The organism is Myxococcus faecalis, from assembly GCF_050039385.1.
Taxonomy (GTDB): domain Bacteria; phylum Myxococcota; class Myxococcia; order Myxococcales; family Myxococcaceae; genus Myxococcus; species Myxococcus fulvus.
Map to the genome: position 1 here is coordinate 3,294,173 of NZ_CP144336.1, position 18,772 is coordinate 3,312,944.

Below are 18,772 nucleotides of genomic sequence, written 5' to 3' on the forward strand. Positions count from 1 at the left end.
ACGCGTGACGGGAAGGGTCGGTTCGGGCGACCGGACGCGGGGAGGCCCCACGGACCCCTCGACGCCGGGGCGCCCGGGCGTTAGCCAGTGAGGGATAAATCTCACCTCGCCTTGCCCTCCTGGGGGGCGAGTGCCAGCTTCGGACCCTTCCATATGGCCATCCGCTACGCGCTGCCCAACGGGCTCACTGTCGTCTTCGAGGAACAGCACGCCGCCAAGGTCGCGGCCTTCCAGGTCTGGGTGAAGGTCGGCAGCGCCGACGAGCGCCCGGACCAGGCGGGCCTGGCCCACCTGCACGAGCACATGCTCTTCAAGGGCACGGAGCGGCGCGGCCCCGGCGAAATCGCCCGGGACGTGGAGGCCCACGGCGGGGAGATCAACGCCTGGACGTCCTACGACCAGACGGTCTACCACATCGTCATCGCCAGCCAGTTCGCCCGGACGGGCCTGGACATCCTCGGGGACGCGGTGCGCCGCTCCGCCTTCGACGCCGAGGAGCTCTCGCGCGAAATCGAGGTCGTCTGCGAGGAGATCAAACGCAGCCAGGACACGCCGTCCCGCCGCGCCTCGCGCGACTTGTTCTCCACGGCCTTCCAGCGCCACCCGTACCGGCTGCCGGTGCTGGGGACGGCGGAGAGCGTGCGCAGCTTCAGCCGCGAGAAGGTGCTGGAGTTCTACCACCGGTACTACACGCCGAAGAACATGGTGCTGTCCGTCTCGGGGGACCTGAGCGAGGCGGAGCTGCGCGGGTGGGTCGACGACATCTTCGGCGGGGACTGGGGCCGGCCGTTCGAGGGTGAGGTGAAGCGCCCCGAGGAGCCCGCGCTCACGGGCCGCCGCGTGCTCCTGCGGCCGGACGAGGTGAAGGAGGCGTGGCTGCACCTGACGTTCCCCATTCCGGAGGCCGCGCACCCGGACACGCCCGCGCTGGACGTGCTGGCGATGATGGTGGGCCAGGGAGAGGCGTCCCGGCTGACGCGCGAGGTGAAGCGCCGCCACAACCTGGTCAACGACATCCACGCCTTCGCGTACACGCCGCAGGACCCGGGGCTGTTCTCGGTGTCGATGACGCTGCAGCCCGGCCACTGCGAGCGCGCGCTGGAGGAGGCGGCGAAGACGCTGGCCACGATGCGCGTGACGCCGGTGACGGCGGACGAGCTGTCCACGGCGAAGGCGCTGCTGGAGGCGGAGGCCGTCTACCAGCGCGAGACGGTGCAGGGCGTGGCGCGGAAGATGGGCTACTTCCAGTCCGGCATGGGCAGCCTGGAGGCGGAGGCGCGCTACTACGAGGCCGTGCGCTCGCTGACGCCCGAGCACATCCAGAAGGCGGCGGAGAAGTACCTGCGGCTGGACAAGGCCATCGTCACGGCGCTGTTGCCGCACGGGACGGAGTTCACGGAGGCGCAGGTGAACGCGGTGCTGGACCGCGTGGAGAAGGGCCCCGTGGCCGCGCCGCCCGAGCGCAGGGCGAGCAAGGTGTCGGCGGGCGAGCCCTCGCTCAAGCTGGGCGCGAAGGCGAAGGGTCCCAGCGACATCATCCAGGAGACGCTGCCTTCGGGGGCGAAGGTGGTAGTGCGCGTGGAGCCGGCGGTGCCGCTGTTCGCGGTGCGCGCGGCGTTCATGGGCGGGTTGCGCTACGAGACGCCGGCGGACAACGGACTGACGACGCTCTTGGCGCGCAGCCTCACGCGGGGCACGCCGACGCGGGACGCGGAGGAGATTTCGCAGCTCGCGGACATCTACGCGGGCAGCATGGGGGGCTTGAGCGGACGCAACTCGGTGAACCTGCGCGGGGAGTTCCTCTCGCGGCACTTCGAGGCGGCGTTCCGGCTGTTCTCCGACAGCGTGTTGCACCCCTCGTTCCCCGAGGTGGAGGTGGCGCGGGAGCGCTCGCTGATGCTCCAGGACATCCTCACGCGGGAGGACAAGCCGTCGGGCCTGGCGTTCGACCTGTTCAACCGGACGCTGTTCCGGACGCACCCGTACCGGATGCCGACGCTGGGTGAGAAGGAGTCGGTGGAGGCGCTGGGGCCCGAGGCGCTCCGCGCGTACCACGAGAAGTACATGGACCCGTCGCAGCTGGTGCTGACGGTGGTGGGCGACGTGAAGGTGGACGAGGTGCTCGCGCTGGCGAACGAGTACTTCGGCAAGTCGCGGGGCAAGGCCGCGCCGGCGCCGCGCATCCTGGAGGAGGGACCGCTGGAGGGTGCGCGCGAGGAGAAGCGCGTGCTGGCCAAGGCGCAGTCGCACCTGGTGATGGGCTTCCGGGGCATGCGCATCAACGACCCGGAGCGGCACGCGCTGGAGGCGCTGTCGGGGGTGTTGTCCGGCCAGGGCGGGCGGCTGTTCGTGGAGCTGCGCGACAAGCGGTCGATGGCGTACAGCGTGAGCAGCTTCGGCGTGGAGGGCATCGAGCCGGGCTACTTCGCGGCGTACATGGGGACGAGCCCGGAGAAGGTGGACGCGGCGCTGGAGGGCATCCGCGCGGAGCTTCGGCGCGTGCGTGACGAGCGGATTCCCGAGGCGGAGCTGGAGCGGGCGAAGCAGAACCTCATCGGCACGCATGAGATCGCGCTCCAGCGCAACGGCGCGCGGGCGGGGATGATGGCCATGGACACCCTCTACGGGCTGAACCTGGACAACTTCCTGCACTATGCGGAGCACATCGCCGCGGTGACGTCGGAGCAGGTGCGGGACGTGGCGCGCAAGGTCATCGACTTCGACAAGAGCGCGCTCGCCATCGTCGGGCCGTGATGTCGGGATGGCGAGCGCCGGGGTTTTGGCGCTCGCCTTCAATCAGGTTCAAATCGAGAGCTACACCGACGTGAGCTTCACGCCGGTGACTTTCAACCGCACCAGTGCTCGCTGGAGATCCTCGGACACGATGAGCGCGATGGACCAGCCCTCGGTGCGGAACACCTTCGCATCCCCCACCTTCGCGGGGTCGATGCGCATGCCATAGACATCACGGTACTGCCCCAGCTTCTCGGGTCGATGGTCGTCCTCGGTCCAGTAGAGCACCTCTTCCGTCGCCCCATCGTCGATGCAACGGATGAGCTTCGTCGCCACGAGGATGAAGTACGCGTCGGGGCGCCCCTGGATATCCACGGGGACGAGCTGCACATCGTCAGGAGCAAGCTCCTGGAAGAGGTTGGCCACGGTCACATGGACCACGGGCGTGCCGAAGCCCGCCAGGGAGAAGTCGAGCGCCTTGCCCGGAACTTCGATGGGAACGGAGAGCCGCCCGCTCACCGCCACCGGATGGCCCTCCCTGAACATCCAGGGGTTCTCCAGCTCGCGCCCTTGGGACTCTCGGGGATGCCCCAGGTCCCATCGGCCCGGCACCGAGACATCGTCGGTCAATTGGAAGTACCGCTTCACCATCGCGCAGCCTCGGTCTCACTCGCTTCGCGTCAGCAACTTGTTCAAGCCCGAGCCAGGAGTGGAGACCTCCCTCGCGAGCCGTCTGAGTTCCGTGACCAGGACCTCACGACACTCCATCACCGTCCGGCATCCCTTCGTCGCTTCTTCCAGCCGTGCATAGACGCGCTCATGATAGCGCTGCGGATGGGGACCTCGATGGCCTTGAACCTCGACCACGTTCTCGGCGTCCTTCAGCTCCATCCCCGCCTTCGCGAAGATTCGTCGGAACCGTGGCGTCCAAGGGCCACCCCGGACCGGAGATTTGCTGTTCTTGTCGGTGGCGATGTGATGGTTCTCGGGGTCCCTGCCGCCCATCTCACGTGACGCCATGGCGACGGCGTTGGGAGCCAGCGCGATGGTGAAGCCATCTGCTGCCATCGCCACCGACTGGACGCCTCCGATCGCCCCGTAGCGGTAACCCGCCTGAGACTCGACGAAGAGCGCGGCCTGCGAGGAGCCGGGCAGCCTTGAGGAGCGAGCCAACAGTCCCGCTGTATTCCCCAGAGCAGCGGTGGTCAGCATGACGAAGATGCGCGCCGCGTTCTCTCCAAGGACTTCACCGTAGACCTCTCCCGCGTCACGGAGTTGCTCGAAGGTCGTGGCCCGGTCCACGGTCCGCACCAGCGAGACCCATCCATCCAGGATGCGCCAGACCGTGTCGACGCCCAGGTAGGCGATGGCCGAGGCCGTCAGCAGCGCAGCAAGGCCCTTACTCATGGGCTCGGGCAATACCCAGAGGAGCATGTACATGCTGACGGAGGCACTCACCGTCGCCATCAATGCCTGTGGGTCCGCCATGTCCTCCAGCGCTTCCGCCGTCTCCTCCCAAACTGACTCCATTGCGATGGCCATGGCCAACGAGTACTTGCCGTCGCTGGCCAGCAATGGGCCCTCCGTCAGCAGGCGGAGGCAATCACCCGGTTGGTTCTTCCGCTCACACCAATGGCCGTAGGCGCACGTCAGCGCATCGTCCGCGTAGGACTCCAGCAGGCTCGGTCCATCGGGTGAATCTTGCTCCTTCCGGGGGATGAGCCGTGGTCCCTGGTTGTCGAAGAAGAACACCCCACTCCGCTCGGGAACACCGAAGAGTTCGCGTGCCTCTCGCATGGGACTCGCGAAAGGTCGCACGTCTCGAGCGAGTACCACCACTGCGGCCTCGAACTCCTCTTCGTCCAACTCCACCGGCGCAGCATCGTCCTGGGCGATGGGAGCGTGTGCCAGTGGAGGCTCGACCCCTGTCTCCAGGCGAACCAGACGCGTCGTCCCGCATCCCGTCACGGCCAGCGCAAGCAACAGCCCGACAATCCCGAGCGCTTTCATCCACGCCCTCCCTCTCCGGACTCGTTCCCCGAAGACTGGGCTCCGGGATATCAGAGTGAGTGGGCTGGTGAGGACAAGAGACTCCTCCGCAATCAATCAGAGTTCAGTGCCAGGGAGCACGGGTGACGGCGGCGGTGGCTCCGCTTCCGGCACCTCCCGGAGTCCCATCGACAGCGCCGAGTCGAGCGCATCGAGCAGTGGCCCCGTGGGAGCCCCAGGCAACGTGTTGCACGCCCGGACAAGGTCGCGCTTCCTGCGCAGCTTCTCCGGCTGCCGCTTCGCCTCCACCGCGAGCGCCTCCACATCCACCGGCGCCGACAGCAAGACAGCACACGTGCGGAACAACTCCATCCGCGCGCGGTCGTCCTCCTCCAACAACACCGGCGCCCCGTCCAGCTTCAGCCCCTTGAAGCCCAACGCCCGCACCTGCTCCACATCGAGCACCAGCACACCGTTCTCCGTGGGACGTGGCGCGGGCGGCTCGCCCTTGCCTCCGGTCAGCTCCACCACCCCGTCCGCCGGCTCGGGATGACAGGGCACCTCGCGCAGCGCCACCATCTCATCCGCCTTGCGCGTCTCCGTCGTCTCCCCTCCCCTGTGGAGCTGGATGAGCCCCGCGACCAGCGCCGGCACGCCGACCGACAACAACACCACGCCCCACGTCGTCGCCACCTTGCGACTCGAAGGCCCGTAGTGCCCGTCCCGGTCGATGCCATCCCGGTCCGGCGTGTTCGAGAACAACGTCCTCCCGAGCACCAGGAAGCCACCGATGCCCGTGAGCACCCCACCCGAGCTCACCGCCCCCGCCGCGCCCGGTGACGAGTGCGTGCTGATGAGGTTCTCCGTGTACTCGACGTGCTGCTCCGTCCGGCAGACGTCCGCCGTGGAGAACCGCAGCGAGAGCCGGGGCCAGTCCACCGCCGCGCTCGCGAAGGGCATCCGCTCCCCGAGCTGCGACTCCTGGACATACGTGCGCAGCACAGGCCCCCGCTCGGTGCGCCGCTCCACGTCCAGCGGCGTGCACCCCACCGCCAACATCAACACCGACGCCACCCACCGCTTCATGGCTGCTCCCCCCGGAAGTACGCCGCCACGTCCGGGCACTCCACCAGGAAGCGCGTTGTGTCCTCGCAGCTCGGCGACTTCTCCGTCGTCGTCCCCACCCGGATGAGCGGCTCCCGGCAGTCCAGCACCCGCTCCCGCGCGGGCGTCACGAAGGCGAAGTCCTCCGAGCCACACCCCGTCCGCTCCAGCAGGGTCGTCTCACAGGAGGTGTCCAGGTCGAGCTGCTCGGCGACTCCGGGGCAGGCCGACGTCTGGCAGAGGCGGGTCACCACATCCCGACAGACCGCCGCGTCGGGTGCTTCCGGGCCGGAGCAGGCACACAGCCAGGCCAGGGGCCACAAGATGAACAGGTATCTCACGGCGCTCCCACGCTACGCACGGCGCGGTAAAAGGGCCCGCATGTCCCAGACCTATCTGTCACTCACCGTGGAGTTGCCCGAGGAAGCGTCCGAGGCCGTACAGGACCTCCTCCACGAGTCCGGTGCGCTCGGCCTCGAGGTACGAGACCGCGAAACCCCCACCATGCCCGGCGTGAAGGCCCCCAACGCGGGCGAGTCCATCGTCATCGGCTACTTCGAGGACCGCCCCACCGCCGAGTCCGCCCGCGACAGCGTCGCCGAGTCCTTCCCCGACGCCCGCCTCGCCCTGGACGAGCAGCCCCAGCAGGATTGGAGCAACGAGTGGAAGTCCCTCATCAAGTCCGTCCATGTCGGCCGCCTCTGGGTGGGCCCGCCCTGGGACGTGGCCAACGCCCCCGCGGACGCGGTTCGCCTGGTCATCGAGCCCAAGATGGCCTTCGGCACCGGTGACCACCCCACGACGTCCCTGTGCCTCGCCGCCGTGGACGCATACATGACCGACCACCCCGGCGCGAGCGTCCTGGACGTCGGCACCGGCACCGGCGTGCTCGCCATCGCCGCGAAGAAGCTCGGCGCGGGCCGCGTGGTCGCCACCGACAACGACCCCACCTCCGTGGAGCTCGCCCAGGAGAACCTCACCGACAACGGCACCCCGGACATCGACGTGTCCGGCAAGGAGCTCACGGCCGTCGAGGGCACCTTCGACCTCGTGCTCGCCAACATCCTCGCCAACACGCTCATCGAGCTGGCGCCGCTCATCGCGCCCAAGGCCAAGGACCGGCTGGTCCTCGCGGGTGTGCTCTCCCACCAGCGCGCCGACGTCGAGGCCGCCTACCGCAACCTCGGCTTCACCGTGCTCCCCGGCGCCACCCAGGGTGAGTGGGTGCGCATCGACTTGAAGCGCTGAAGGTCTCCCTCCGAGGGCTCGAACGAGGCCAACCCCTCACGAGCCTTCGGATGCCTGGAGCGCTCCTCGATTCCGAACCCAGGAGTGGCCCTTCGCGACGCCACTCCACCTCGCGCGCGAAGGCCCCCCTCGTGCCCTACTGCACGACGAGGGGACGCGGTGCTGAGCCAGGACACGTGTCCTGCGCCTTCACCGCCTGCTTCGGGCCTCGCGTCAATGCGTCCCTTTGCTCGGCGGAGCGCGAACGGGCTTCAGCTCCTTGTCCAGCTCGACCACCGCGGAGCCGAGCCCACCGCTCTGCATCCGCGAGTAGCGCACGTCATCGATGGTGACGCGCCACCCCTGCTCCGTCTCGTGCACCTGATACGTGGGCAACCGCAGCCAGTTCGACAGTCCGCGCAGGTGCGGCGCCGCGAGCGCGGCCTGGATGACCGGGCCGGGGTTCGGCTCGCGCGGCAGGCTCGGGCCATTGATGCGCAGGTGCTCCTCTCCGCCCTTCAGGAAGTCCGCCGTCACGAAGTGATAGCGGTCCTTCCCCACCGCGATGAGGTCTCGCACGAAGGGGTTCGCCGGCACCGGCCCCGCGATGACTCGCTCCACCGACTGCCCCTGCCCCTCCAGCCACGCCTTCGCGCGAGGCGCCGCCACCTGCGAGCCCAACAGGATGGCCCCCAGGTACAGCACCAGCCCCACGCCACACACCGTGGCCACGCGCTGCGTGGACACCACCTGCGTCCCCTTCAATCGCAGCCACACAATCGCCGCCACGCCCACCACCCACAGCACCTTCGCGGGCCACGGCACGAAGGCGGGGACCGTCACGAGCGCCGTGCTCGCGAGGCCCAACACCATCCACCCCGCCGCGGACTTGCGCGTGCGCGCATCCGCCATGATGACCGCCGCCCCCGCGAGCAACCACACCCACGGGTCGATGATGAACAGCGTGTCCCCGTAGAACCACGCCCCGTCGAACGGCATCAACAACCGCACGCCATACGTGTTGAGCCAGTCCAACGCGGGATGACTCAACACCGACAGCGTCGACAACAAGAAGAGCGGCCCCGCGCGCGCAGGCTCCAGCTCCGGATGGCGACGCCTGCGCACGAAGCGGTCCCACGCCAGCATCAACCCCGTGAGCACGAATGGCCAGATGGCCAGCATCAACACGCCGTGCGTCCACCCGCGTCGCCAGTACAGCGAGGCATCCGAGCCCGCGAACGTCACCACCGCGTCCACATCCGGGAGGTTGGCGCCGATGACGAGCGTCGCGGTGGCCAGCGGCGTGTAGCGCTTGAGCCCCGCCTCCGCCATCCAGGCTCCGACGAGCGAGTGCGCGAGATTGTCCATGTCCCCCCGAGGCTACTTCACCCCACGCGGACCTCGACACCTCGCGTCAGCCGAAATCCTCCAGCACGCAGGGCCCAGGCGGATTAACACTCGCCCCGCGCACCCCTTCTTGTGGAGCACTCCATGTCCCTGTCGATGTACGAGGCCACCATCCCCGTCTTCATCCGCGCCCTCGAGGTGCTCTCCACCCTCGTCACGCAGGGCGAGAAGTACGCCCAGGAGAACGGCCTCGACCCGAAGCAGGTGCTCGAGGCGCGCCTCGCGTCGGACATGTTCAACCTGGTGCAGCAGGTCCAGCGCGCCAGCGACACCTCGAAGGCCACCGCCGAGCGGCTCAGCGGCGCGCCCGCCCCGCGCATGCCCGACACCGAGAGCACCTTCGATGAGCTGCGTCAGCGCATCGACAAGACCATCACGTACCTCAAGTCCGTCCCCGCCAAGAGCTTCGCGGGCAGCGAGAACCGCAACGTCACGCTCACCACCGGCACCCTCAAGCGCGACTTCAAGGGCGACGAGTACCTGCTCACCTTCGGCCTGCCCAACTTCTACTTCCACATCACCACCGCCTACGGAATCCTCCGCCACCTGGGCGTGCCCATCGGCAAGAAGGACTTCATCGGCCCCATGTGAGCCCCGGCTGAACGCCTCTTGGGCCCGACGCGCCGGACAGGCTAGCGTCCCCGGCGCGTGGAGCCCCCTGCCTCCCAGTCCCTCCCGAGACCTCCCACGGAGGTCCGCTCGCAGCTCGTGGGTCCGCTGCTCGCGTACCTGCGCGCCACGGGCCTGGACCCCACGCCCCTGGTGGAGCGCTTCGGCCTGCCGCTCGACGCGGGCTCGCTCCCCGAGGTCAGCCTCCCGCTGTCCACCCTGCACGCCTTCCTCGACGCCGCCGAGCGGCTCTCCCAGGACGCCTTCCTTGGCCTGCACGTCGCCCAGCGCGTGCCTCGCGGCAACTACGGCCTCGTCGAGTACATCGCCCGGGCCTCGCCTACGCTGCGCGACACCTTCCGCGCGATGGCGCGCTACATGGCCCTCCTGGAGCCCGCCTGGAGCGCGTCCTTCACCGACGACGCGGACGGCGGCGGCACCTTCTCCTACGGCATCGAGGGCGCCCCGCTCGCATACGGACGCCACGCCAGCGAGTACGGACTCGCGCTCTTCACCCACGTCGGCCGGCAGCTCACCGAGCGCCCGTGGTCGCCGCGCGCCATCGCCTTCGCGCACCCCGCCCCTCCGGACATCGCGCCGCTGGTGGACCACTTCGGCGTCGCGCCCACGTTCAACCGCGGCCGCAACGCGCTCACGCTGGACGCGGCCACGTTGGATTTGCGCGTGCTCGGCGCGGACCCCGCCCTGCTCTCCGTGCTGGAGCGCGCCGCGAGCGCCGCCGTGCCCTCGCCCGTACCGGACGCGCCCGGCTTCGTCCAGGCCGTGCGCGACACCATCCGCGCGTCCCTGCGCGAGGGCGCGCCCCAGGCCGCCGACGTGGCCAAGGGACTCCACCTGAGCCTGCGCACCCTCCAGCGCCGCCTCACCGAGCACGGCACGTCCTTCCAGGACGAGGTCGACACGGTGCGACGTGAGCTGGCCTACCAGTACCTGCGCGACGTGAACCTGGGCGTCAGCCAGGTCGCCTTCCTCCTGGGCTACTCCGAGCTGAGCACCTTCGACCGCGCCTTCAAGCGGTGGACGGGGATGACGCCGCGCGTCTGGCGCGAGGGCGCCGAGCGGGGCTGAGCCACCGGACGTGCGGGCCCGCCGCCCCGTGGCGTCCCGTGCCAGGAGATTGGCGTGAGCCGCCAGGGACACGCGCCGGGGACTCCCCTAACTTGGGAGGTCCCCTGCTCCACCGTCCGGAGGACGCCATGCTCAAGGCCCCCATCGCCGTGCTCTTCGACGAGTACTACTCGTCGCACCAGCACCCCACCAACCGGCTGACCCACAAGGTCGCCATTCCGGTCATCGTCCTGCACATCATCGCGATGCTGGACTGGGTGAGGCTGGCGACGGTGCCCGCGCTGCCGGGCGGCGTGCTGACGCTGGGCATGGTGGCCTGGGCGCTCGCCGCGGTCTGGTACCTGCGCGCGGACGTGAAGCTGGGGCTCGTCGTGGTGGCCTTCATGGCCGCCTGCTTCCCCCTGGGCCGGCTGATGCCCACCTGGAGCGTGCTGGCCATCGCAGCGTTCGGCTGGCTCATCCAACTGGCGGGCCACGCCGTGTGGGAGAAGAAGTCCCCGTCCTTCCTCACCAACCTGGTGCACGCGCTGGTGGGCCCGCTGTTCTTCGTCGCCGTGCTCTTCGGCGACTACGTCATCAAGCCCCAGCCCCAGGGCGCCACGCCGGCGCGCGCCTGACGTATCCTCCGGACTCCCATGAGCTTCGCCGACAAGCTGCGCACCTGGATGCCCCTGCACGAGAACGGCCTCAGCCGCGCCGTGCACTTCTTGGGCGCTTACATGTTCATCTTCGCCCTGCTCGTCCCGCTGGGCCTCGTGCGCTTCTCGGTGGGAGGCTTCTCGCTGTCCGCCGCCCACGTGCTGGTGGCCCTGGTGGCGCTGTACGCCATCAGCCTGGAGTGGACGGCGGGCCTGCTGATGAGCCTGCCGCTCTTCCCCACGCTGAGCGCCGCGCTGGCCGTGGGCCACCTGCCCGGCCCCACCGTGGCCATCGTCGCCGTGTCCGTGATGGTGGTGCGCTTCGCGCTCGTGGTGGGCGCGCACGTCGTCCTCGAGAAGAAGACCCACGGCCTGTCCCTGGGCGGGCCGCAGCTGTTCTTCATCGAGCCGGTGTACCTCATCACCCTGCTGCTGTTCGGCATGGGCCTCAAGCGCGACCTGCACGCGCGTGTCATGTCCGGTGGGTCCCGCCCCGCGCCGCTGACGGTGTGAGCCCGCGCGCCTGGGGGCCTTCCTCCCTCAGGTGCCGCTGGCGATGCGCACGGGAGCGGGCGACTCGACGTCCGCGTCGAGCGCGTGGCCCTGGAGCGCGTGGACCACCACCGCTTCCCGGCGCCCCCTCACGTGGGCCTCGCCCAGGCGCAGACCGACGAAGTCGCCGCCGCCGCGCGTCCACGTGCTCTCGCTCACCAGGATGTCCACGCCGTGGACCTTGGTGAGCCCCTCCACCCGCGAGGCCAGGTTCACCGCGTCGCCGATGACGGTGTACTCGTGCTGCTCGGCGCCCCCGAGCATGCCCGCGGCCACCACGCCCGTGTGAAGCCCGATGCCGATGCGCAACGGCGGCAGTCCCCGGCGCAGGCGCAGCACGTTGAGCTCGGCCAGCTTCTCGCGCATGGCCAGGGCCGCGCGCATCGCCTGCTCCGCGTGGTCGTCGCTCGAGTCCGGTACGCCCCAGCACGCGAGCATCCCGTCCCCGAGGAACTTGTTCACGATGCCCCCGTGCGCCATCACGATGTGCGTCATCCGCCCGAAGTACTCGTCGAGCAGCTCCAGCACCTCGCGCGGCTGCAGCGTCTCGCTCAGCATGGTGAAGTCGCGGATGTCGCTGAAGAGGATGGTCACCTCGCGCTGCACCGGCCGCAGCGACGTGTCCCCCGACGCCATCACCCGCTCCACCACCGGCTTGGGCAGGAAGCGCGACAGGCCGTCGCGGCGCCGCAGCCGCAGGAACATGCTGCCCACCTCCGCGTTCGTCATCGCGATGAGCAGCCCCAGCGTCACGTAGCAGAAGACGACGAAGCTGGTGCTGGACCACGTGCCGTGCCCGGACACGCCCGCGACGAAGGCATACCCCATGGACGACAGCGCCGTGGACAACAGCACGTGCAGCCACGAGAAGCGCGCCACGGAGAACACCAGCACCATGCCCATGCTCGCGCCCAGCATGCCCGCGTCGAACTGGCCCGTGCGCGCCCAGGCATGCCACCCCATGAAGGCGAAGAAGCTGGTGTCCGCCACCGTGGTGGGCACGGGCAACCACCGTGCGTGCCTCAAGTGCGGCCGCTGGCGCAGCAGCACCACCAACGCGAGCACGGAGAACAACCCGTACAGGACGATGGCCAGCACGCGCTGGAGGTCATGCGGCGGCAGGGACTCGCCGGTGACGTGCGCGATGCCACCCTGGCTCACCGACAAGAGCGCCATCAGCGCCAGCCGCACCCACGCCACGCGCCGCTCGCCTCGCAGCGAGCTCTCCGCCAGCACCAGTTCCTCGTTGGCGCGGCTCAGCGCGAAGCGGGCCACGGCGGAGTCCTGTCCCGGCGAGAAGCCCTCGTCGTCCCGGCCCATGATGGCGAGCTCCCCTTCCTTCCCTTCCCGGGGCGGAGCCAGGACCTCCGCCTGGCCCGTCATCGTCACGTCCGCGCGTCCACCACGCCCCGTGCGCGAAAAGGTCCAGGGGAACCTGCCACGGGGCACCGACATGCTCATGGTGCCTCAAGTCGCGAAGGCCAGCGAGCCCTGGCGTCGGGCCGGCGCTTGCTGTTGAAGTCCCCGCCCCGACACGCCCCCACCCCGTCGCCGCTGGAGAAGCCCACGTGGTCCGCCTCTTCGTCCCCATCGCCGAGCCCGCCCCCGACACGCTCGTGCTCACCGGCGAGCGCCGCCACTACGTCGTCCACGTCCTGCGCCTGGGCGAGAACGACACGCTGGAGGTCTTCGACGGCAAGGGCCGCGCGTTCGAGGCGAAGGTCACCGGCGTGGACGCGCAGGAGGTGCGCGTGAGCCTGGGAGCGTCGCGACAGGCGCCGCCCCGCCGCGCGGTGAGCGTGGTGCAGGGCCTGCCCAAGGGCGACAAGCTGGAGTGGGTGCTGCAGAAGGGGACGGAGCTGGGCGCGGCCGCCTTCCTCCCCGTGGACACGCTGCGCAGCGTGGTGAAGCTCGAGCCCAAGCGCGCGCAGGAGCGCACCCAGCGGTGGACGAAAATCGTGGAGGAGGCCGCGCGCCAGTGTCGTCGTGACGACGTTCCCGGCGTCGAGGTGCCGCGCTCATTGGGTGACGCCGTCGGCGCGCTCGCGCGGGGCACGGTGGTGCTGGTGTTGGACGAGGAGGAGTCCGCGGTGCCGCTGGGCGAGGCGTTCCGGGCCGCGGGCGCCGGCACGCCCATCGCCCTCGTGGTGGGGCCCGAGGGCGGGCTCGCCCGTGAGGAGGTGCAGGCGCTGAAGGCCCAGGGCGCCCGCCCCGTCACGTTGGGTGCGCGCATCCTCCGTACGGAGACGGCCGCGCTCGCCGCCCTGGCGGTGATGATGCACCTCGACGGAGAGCTTGGTTAGCGAGGGGCCAGTCGAGCGCCCGTTCCACACGGGTTCCCACCTTCTCTGGGCCATTCCTACGTTTGGACCATCTGGGACCTTCCGGGTCCCCACAGACAGGAGAAGGGTTCATGGGGATCATCGCATTCATCATCATCGGCCTCATCGCGGGCCTCATCGCTCGCGCCATCCTCCCCGGCAAGCAGAGCATGGGCCTGTTGGCGACGACGCTGCTGGGCATGGTCGGCTCGCTGCTGGGCGGATTGATCGGGTCCCTCTTCACGCGGGACGGACGGCTCTTCGACTTGCGACCCTCGGGTCTCATCATGTCGGTGCTGGGTGCCATCGTCGTGCTGCTCATCGTCGGAGCGGTGGGACGGCGCCGTGTCCACGCCTAGCGTGAGGCGCTCCACACCGGCTGTCCCCCAGGGGACAGGTGGACGCCTGTCGTTGACGAGCCCCTGACGGTTCCTCGACCGAGGGACCTCGGGGGCTCGCCACTTTTCTTGCTCCTTCGGTGCGGACGTCTTTTCATGGCGACGCGTCTCATCCCGGAGGAGAGTCCGTTGTCCAAGTGCATGAAGTGCGGAGCCCTGTTGCCGCCCGTCGGAGAGTGCCCCGCCTGCGCCAAGGCCGCCGCCCAGACCACCCTGCCGGGTCTGCCGAGCTTCCTCGACCGGGACCTGCAGATCGACCGCCGCTCCGGCATGCGTGACGACGGCCCCGCCTTCGCCGAGCGCAGCCCCGCTCCCCCGGCCCCGCCGTCCGTGGCGCCGCTCGCGGGCCCGCTTCCTCCGCCCGCCGCGCCCCGCGCCGCCGCGCCCCAGAATCCGCCCGGGGTCGCCCGCCCCACCCCGCCGGGCATGACGCCCTCGCACCGGCCCGCGCCTCGCGCCGCGACGCCTCCGCCGGCCGCCCAGCCATCCTGGGCCCAGGGGGGTGGTTTCCCCATGGACGTGCCGCCCGTGCCCTCCACGGCCCAGACGCCCATGTCCGCCATGACGCCCGCCTACGGCACCCCGCCGGTGCCGCCGCGTGTGCAGCCCCTGGTGGCGCCCGCCCCTGGCCTCCCCCGCGTGGAGACTCCGGCGCCCGCCGCGAGCCTGGCGGACACGGAGCCCGGCTCGCCCATGCCGTCGGGCCTGCCCTGGTCCGCTCCGGAGCCCGTGGCCCCGGTGTCCTCGGGCCTGCCCGTGATGGCGGCCCTGGAGACGCCGGCGCCTTCCGCGTCCAGCCTTCCGGCGGTGGAGTCCGCGCCCGCTCCGGTGTCCACGGGTCTGCCCGTGATGGCCAGCGCCGCGCCTCGGGCGGAGAAGCCGAAGTCCGTGCGCACCGCCGCGGTGCAGCCGGGGGTCGCCGAGGTCCACGCGCGCCCCGCGTCGCTGTGGCGCCGGCTGCTGTCCTTCAGCATCGACGCGGCGGCCATCGGTGGCGTGGCGGCGCTGTACATCACCCTGGCCTCGTCGGTGACGGGGATGAAGGCGCCCGAGGCGGGCCTGTCCGGCCTGGACGGGTTCGTCGCGTGGCTGCGGGCGCTGCACACGGTGCTGCTGCCCGGGTTTTTCCTGGTGCTGGTGTTGGCGCTCGTGTACTGCGCGGTGGCGGCCTTCCTCTGGAACGGACGCACGTTGGGCCGACTGCTGCTGGGCCTCAGGCTGGTGGACACCCACGGCCTGGCGCCGGCGCCGGGAAGGGCCATCGTCCGCGCGATGCTCGCCAGCCTCTCCTTCGTCCTGTTCCTGGGCGGATTCTGGATGGCGCTCTTCGATCGCCGTGGACAGACGCTCCATGACAAGCTGACGTCCACCTTCGTCGTTCAACCGAGCTGAACCACCGCTTCATTGTGCCTTGCGGCCGCGGCCGTAAGATGCCGCGCCTACATGCCCGCCCGCCTTGCCCAGCTCCTCGTCTCCCGCACGCTCCTTTCCCAGGAGAAGGCGGGAGAGTTGTTGCGACTCCAGCAGGCCCAGGGCGGACATCTGGACACGCTGCTCTTGGAGCAGGGGCTCGCGAACGAGGCGGATGTCCTCTCGCTGCTCGGTGACGTCGCGGGCTTCCGGCCCGTGAACCTGGTCGACTTCGAGCCGAACCTCGAGGTCGCGTCCTTCATCCCGCCGAAGATCGCGGAGCGGCTGTGCGTGGTGCCGCTGTCGCTGGATGGGCAGACGCTGCACGTCGCCTGCGCGTATCCGGTGCCGAAGAAGGAGCTGGACGAGGTCGGGTTCCTGCTCGGCAAGCCGCTCGAGTTGTGGGTGGCCACCGAGGTGCGGATTCGCGAGTGGATCTCCACCATCTACCGCCAGCCGCTGGCGCCGCGCTTCACGCAGCTGGTGTCCGCGTTGGACCCGGACAAGCAGCTCCCCGTCACGCCGCCGCCTCCTCCGCCGGCGGACGAGTCGCTCACGGTGGACATGGTGGAGCGGCTGGCCCGCTCCGTCGCCGGTGAGCCGGTGGCCGCGGAGATTCGCGCCGCGCCCCGCGAGGCGCCCGCGCCCCAGCGTCCGCCTCCGCCGCCGCCTCCCGACCCGGTGCCGCCACCCGCCTTCGTGCGAGCCCCGCTGCGGCTGAACATGCCCGCGGCCGAGCGTCCCTCGACGCCGCCGTCCAGGCCCGATACGTCTCGCCCGGCCCAGCCGCCGGTGCTCACGGCGACGCCCCCTCGGCCTCCCGTGGAAGCGACGCCCACGACGGTTCAACGGGGCGGTGTGCCGTCCGCGAGCGGTGCTCCGACTGGGGCGCGCGCCGGAGGGACTTCGCCGACGGGCGCGCAGTCTCCTGCCCGGTCCACGACGGGTACCTCCGGGGGACAGCCTCCGCCGTTTTCCCCGACGAGCGGAGCCTCGGCCGGAGTGCCCGGAACGCAGTCCTCCGCGAGCGGCGCTTCACCGACAGGCTTCGCGGGACAGCCTCCCGCGGCGAGTGGTGCTTCGCCCGGCACGCAGCCCGCGGCGGGCGGCGGCTCAACGACAGGGTTCGCGGGACAGCCACCGGCGCAGCTCGCGGCGAGCGGCGCCTCCTCGACGGCTTCAGCGGGCCGCCCCGCGACAGGTCCCGGCGCGCAGCCTCCGGTGACGACGGTGAGCGGCGTTCCGTCGGCCACGTCCACGGGCCGACTCGTGACAGGCCCCGCCGCGCAGCCTCCGGCGACGACGCAGGGTGGTGCTTCTTCTGGCGCACGTCCCTCCACGGCGCCTGCCACGCAGCCTTCCTCCCAGCCCGTGACGGGGGCGCGTGCCTCCACGGCTCCGGCCAGCGGAGCGCCTTCTTCCGCGACGACGCCTGGCGCCGCGCCCCCGTTGTGGCCGCCCGCGCAGTCCGGTGGCGCGCCGCAGCTGTGGCCACCGGGTCCCGCCGCGCCCACGTCGGGGGCGGACTCCGTGCCGCTCTCCACGATGCGCTTCGGCTCGCCGCTGTTGGCCGGAGGTCCTCGGCCCGAGGTGCCGCCCGCGCAGCCTCCGCGCTCGAGCGAGCCCGCGTTCATCGTCTTCCCCAATCCGAACAAGCCGGCCGCGCAGCCCAAGGCCAGGCCGCCCGAGCCCGAGGTCCGGCCGCCGCCCACCGCGTCCGCCAATCAGGAGGTCCCTGACTGGACGCTGGCGGCGGCGCGCGCCGCGCTGCGCGAGTCCACCAAGGACCGCGACAAGTTGATGGACGTGGCGCTGCGCTTCGGCCGGCGGACGTTCGACTACGTGGCCGCCTTCGCGGTGTTGCGAGGCGCGGCGATTGGATGGGAAGCGCGCGGCGAGGGCATGGCGAGCGAAGGGCTCACCCAGGTGTCCGTGCCGCTCGACGCGAGCAGCGTCTTCCGCACGGTGGCGGTGACGCGGGGAAGCTACGCGGGGCCGCTGCCTCCGGACGCGCTCACCCGGCACTACCTGGAGCTGTTCGGTCGGCAGACGCCGCGCACGGTGTTCCTGTACCCGGTGGAGGTGAAGGGCCGGCTGGTGGCCATCCTCTACGGAGACTGCGGACAGAAGCCGATGAGCCAGCGCCGGCTGTCGGACTACATCCTGTTCTGCCAGGACCTGGCCTCGGCATTCCAGGAGCTCATCCTCTTCCGCAAGCAGCGCGTGTCCGAGCCTCGCTCCGTCGAGGAGGACATCACCATCGACGTGGACGTGCCGGTGGCCGCCACGCCCGCTCCCGCGCCCGCGGTGGTGGCGGGGCTGGGGTGGAGCCCGTTCTTCGGTCGAGGCGCCGCGGGCACGGTGGGACGCGCCGCCGCGCTGCCGCCTCGCGCGCAGTCGCAGGAGGAGCGCCCGCCGCCGGACTTCGCGCCGCTGCTGCGTCGGCTCACGGGCCCGGACGCCGCGCAGCGCTCGAACGCGATGGTGGAGCTGGCGCGCTCGCCCGAGGCGAGTGCCCGCGTGCTCGCCCAGCACTTCCCCGGCCCCACCGCGTGGAGCCGGCTGCCGGTGGTGGAGCTGCCCGAGGCGGACGAGCTCGGCCCGATTCCCGCCGCGCTGTCGCGACTGGGGCGCCCGGCCGCGCAGGCGTTGGCGCCGCTCCTGGATTCGCATGACGCGGACACGCGCTACTTCGCGCTGCTCACGGCGGGCAACCTGCCCTACGTGGAGCTGGTGGACGGGGTGCTGCGCGGCCTGTTCGACCTGGAGCCGGACATCTCCAGCGCCGCGCGGGTGGCGGCGGCCGCGCTGAAGCAGCTGCCGAGGTTGGACTCGGCGATGCGTGAGCTGCGCCAGGAGCTCAACAGCCGGGACACGATGCGTCGCGCGCTGGCGGCCCGGGCGTTGGGAACGCTGCATGACCGCGAGGCCGTCGAGGGCCTCATCCAGCTCACGCGCAGCGAGGACGAGATGTGCGCGCAGGCCGCGGCGGAAGCACTGCGCGAGGTGACGCGCATGCCGCTGGGCCTCAGCCCGAAGCAGTGGGCGGCGTGGTGGGCGGAGAACCGCAGCCGTCGCCGCGCGGACTGGCTCATCGCGGCGCTGCGACACCGCGAGCTCGACGTGCGGCTCGCCGCCATCGAGGAGCTGAGCCGCGCGCTCAACGACACGCTCGGCTACTACGCGGACGCGCCGGAGAACGAGCGCGAAGTGGCCGCGCGTCGGTGGGAGAGCGCCGCCGTGGACCCGGCCAATGCGCGCCGGCTGGGCATGCTCTGAGCGTCGGTGAGTCGAG

Annotated in this window: 16 protein-coding genes; 10 read left to right on the forward strand and 6 right to left on the reverse strand. The window is 70.8% G+C overall.

The genetic code is table 11. The features are described 5' to 3' along the window. Positions 1-153: 153 nt before the first annotated feature. Positions 154-2,754: a M16 family metallopeptidase gene (locus VZQ01_RS12965; RefSeq protein WP_426747975.1), complete on the forward strand. Its 2,601-nt coding sequence runs from the start codon at positions 154-156 to the stop codon at positions 2,752-2,754. 60 nt (positions 2,755-2,814) lie between these two features. Here VZQ01_RS12965 and VZQ01_RS12970 read toward each other — a convergent pair whose 3' ends face one another. The 4 genes from VZQ01_RS12970 to VZQ01_RS12985 all read right to left on the reverse strand — a co-directional run bounded on the left by VZQ01_RS12970 (position 2,815) and on the right by VZQ01_RS12985 (position 6,167). Next, positions 2,815-3,384 carry an imm11 family protein gene (locus VZQ01_RS12970; protein WP_426747976.1) on the reverse strand — a complete coding sequence of 190 codons (570 nt, stop codon included), beginning with the start codon at positions 3,382-3,384 and terminating at the stop codon, positions 2,815-2,817. A gap of 15 nt (positions 3,385-3,399) precedes the next feature. Continuing rightward, positions 3,400-4,743 carry an AHH domain-containing protein gene (locus VZQ01_RS12975; protein ID WP_426747977.1) on the reverse strand — a complete coding sequence of 448 codons (1,344 nt, stop codon included), beginning with the start codon at positions 4,741-4,743 and terminating at the stop codon, positions 3,400-3,402. 96 nt (positions 4,744-4,839) lie between these two features. After that, complete coding sequence (locus VZQ01_RS12980) at positions 4,840-5,808, reverse strand: hypothetical protein (protein WP_223783412.1); 969 nt, start codon at positions 5,806-5,808, stop codon at positions 4,840-4,842. Continuing rightward, positions 5,805-6,167: a hypothetical protein gene (locus VZQ01_RS12985; protein ID WP_223783413.1), complete on the reverse strand. Its 363-nt coding sequence runs from the start codon at positions 6,165-6,167 to the stop codon at positions 5,805-5,807. Before VZQ01_RS12985 ends, VZQ01_RS12980 begins: the two co-directional genes overlap by 4 nt. A 40-nt stretch (positions 6,168-6,207) precedes the next feature. Between VZQ01_RS12985 and VZQ01_RS12990 the strand changes: the two genes are divergently transcribed. Then, a complete protein-coding gene (locus VZQ01_RS12990; RefSeq protein ID WP_074949521.1) occupies positions 6,208-7,074 on the forward strand; it encodes a 50S ribosomal protein L11 methyltransferase in 867 nt (288 codons plus the stop codon). Positions 7,075-7,287: 213 nt separating this feature from the next. Here the strand turns inward: VZQ01_RS12990 and VZQ01_RS12995 are convergent, their stop codons facing one another. Next, positions 7,288-8,421, reverse strand: coding sequence for a metal-dependent hydrolase (locus VZQ01_RS12995; RefSeq protein ID WP_426747978.1), 1,134 nt, complete (start codon positions 8,419-8,421; stop codon positions 7,288-7,290). Positions 8,422-8,544: 123 nt separating this feature from the next. Here VZQ01_RS12995 and VZQ01_RS13000 point away from each other — a divergent pair, with 123 nt between their 5' ends. From VZQ01_RS13000 to VZQ01_RS13015, 4 genes are all read left to right on the forward strand, one after another. Then, positions 8,545-9,051, forward strand: a complete 507-nt coding sequence (locus VZQ01_RS13000) for a DUF1993 domain-containing protein (RefSeq protein ID WP_426747979.1) — start codon at positions 8,545-8,547, stop codon at positions 9,049-9,051. Between the two features lie 117 nt (positions 9,052-9,168). Next, positions 9,169-10,158 carry an AraC family transcriptional regulator gene (locus tag VZQ01_RS13005; protein WP_426747980.1) on the forward strand — a complete coding sequence of 330 codons (990 nt, stop codon included), beginning with the start codon at positions 9,169-9,171 and terminating at the stop codon, positions 10,156-10,158. 128 nt (positions 10,159-10,286) lie between these two features. Further along, positions 10,287-10,775, forward strand: coding sequence for an Mpo1 family 2-hydroxy fatty acid dioxygenase (locus tag VZQ01_RS13010; protein ID WP_255665767.1), 489 nt, complete (start codon positions 10,287-10,289; stop codon positions 10,773-10,775). A gap of 18 nt (positions 10,776-10,793) precedes the next feature. Next, positions 10,794-11,309, forward strand: a complete 516-nt coding sequence (locus VZQ01_RS13015; protein WP_223783419.1) for a DUF962 domain-containing protein — start codon at positions 10,794-10,796, stop codon at positions 11,307-11,309. 27 nt (positions 11,310-11,336) lie between these two features. Here VZQ01_RS13015 and VZQ01_RS13020 read toward each other — a convergent pair whose 3' ends face one another. Next, entirely contained in the window at positions 11,337-12,809 is a 1,473-nt protein-coding gene (locus VZQ01_RS13020; protein ID WP_223746204.1) for an adenylate/guanylate cyclase domain-containing protein, read from the reverse strand. A gap of 107 nt (positions 12,810-12,916) precedes the next feature. On the opposite strand from VZQ01_RS13020, the gene VZQ01_RS13025 reads away from it, so the two are divergent. From VZQ01_RS13025 to VZQ01_RS13040, 4 genes are all read left to right on the forward strand, one after another. Further along, positions 12,917-13,651, forward strand: a complete 735-nt coding sequence (locus VZQ01_RS13025; protein ID WP_223746203.1) for a 16S rRNA (uracil(1498)-N(3))-methyltransferase — start codon at positions 12,917-12,919, stop codon at positions 13,649-13,651. A 110-nt stretch (positions 13,652-13,761) separates the two neighbouring features. Next, entirely contained in the window at positions 13,762-14,028 is a 267-nt protein-coding gene (locus tag VZQ01_RS13030) for a GlsB/YeaQ/YmgE family stress response membrane protein (protein WP_223746202.1), read from the forward strand. A gap of 135 nt (positions 14,029-14,163) precedes the next feature. After that, positions 14,164-15,459 (forward strand): RDD family protein, encoded by a 1,296-nt coding sequence (locus VZQ01_RS13035; RefSeq protein ID WP_426747981.1) that lies wholly within the window; start codon positions 14,164-14,166, stop codon positions 15,457-15,459. A 51-nt stretch (positions 15,460-15,510) separates the two neighbouring features. Beyond that, a complete protein-coding gene (locus VZQ01_RS13040) occupies positions 15,511-18,756 on the forward strand; it encodes a HEAT repeat domain-containing protein (RefSeq protein WP_426747982.1) in 3,246 nt (1,081 codons plus the stop codon). The last annotated feature ends 16 nt before the right edge of the window (positions 18,757-18,772 follow it).

What these genes read in the sequence shown, in the direction of transcription:
- VZQ01_RS12970 (WP_426747976.1), bottom strand. Translation starts at nt 3,384, where the DNA reads ATGGTGAAGCGGTACTTCCAATTGACCGACGATGTCTCGGTGCCGGGC.
- VZQ01_RS12980 (WP_223783412.1), bottom strand. Translation starts at nt 5,808, where the DNA reads ATGAAGCGGTGGGTGGCGTCGGTGTTGATGTTGGCGGTGGGGTGCACG.
- VZQ01_RS13020 (WP_223746204.1), bottom strand. Translation starts at nt 12,809, where the DNA reads ATGAGCATGTCGGTGCCCCGTGGCAGGTTCCCCTGGACCTTTTCGCGC.
- VZQ01_RS13040 (WP_426747982.1), top strand. Translation starts at nt 15,511, where the DNA reads ATGCCCGCCCGCCTTGCCCAGCTCCTCGTCTCCCGCACGCTCCTTTCC.
- VZQ01_RS12990 (WP_074949521.1), top strand. Translation starts at nt 6,208, where the DNA reads ATGTCCCAGACCTATCTGTCACTCACCGTGGAGTTGCCCGAGGAAGCG.
- VZQ01_RS13000 (WP_426747979.1), top strand. Translation starts at nt 8,545, where the DNA reads ATGTCCCTGTCGATGTACGAGGCCACCATCCCCGTCTTCATCCGCGCC.
- VZQ01_RS13010 (WP_255665767.1), top strand. Translation starts at nt 10,287, where the DNA reads ATGCTCAAGGCCCCCATCGCCGTGCTCTTCGACGAGTACTACTCGTCG.
- VZQ01_RS13035 (WP_426747981.1), top strand. Translation starts at nt 14,164, where the DNA reads ATGGCGACGCGTCTCATCCCGGAGGAGAGTCCGTTGTCCAAGTGCATG.
- VZQ01_RS13030 (WP_223746202.1), top strand. Translation starts at nt 13,762, where the DNA reads ATGGGGATCATCGCATTCATCATCATCGGCCTCATCGCGGGCCTCATC.
- VZQ01_RS12975 (WP_426747977.1), bottom strand. Translation starts at nt 4,743, where the DNA reads ATGAAAGCGCTCGGGATTGTCGGGCTGTTGCTTGCGCTGGCCGTGACG.
- VZQ01_RS12965 (WP_426747975.1), top strand. Translation starts at nt 154, where the DNA reads ATGGCCATCCGCTACGCGCTGCCCAACGGGCTCACTGTCGTCTTCGAG.
- VZQ01_RS12995 (WP_426747978.1), bottom strand. Translation starts at nt 8,421, where the DNA reads ATGGACAATCTCGCGCACTCGCTCGTCGGAGCCTGGATGGCGGAGGCG.
- VZQ01_RS13015 (WP_223783419.1), top strand. Translation starts at nt 10,794, where the DNA reads ATGAGCTTCGCCGACAAGCTGCGCACCTGGATGCCCCTGCACGAGAAC.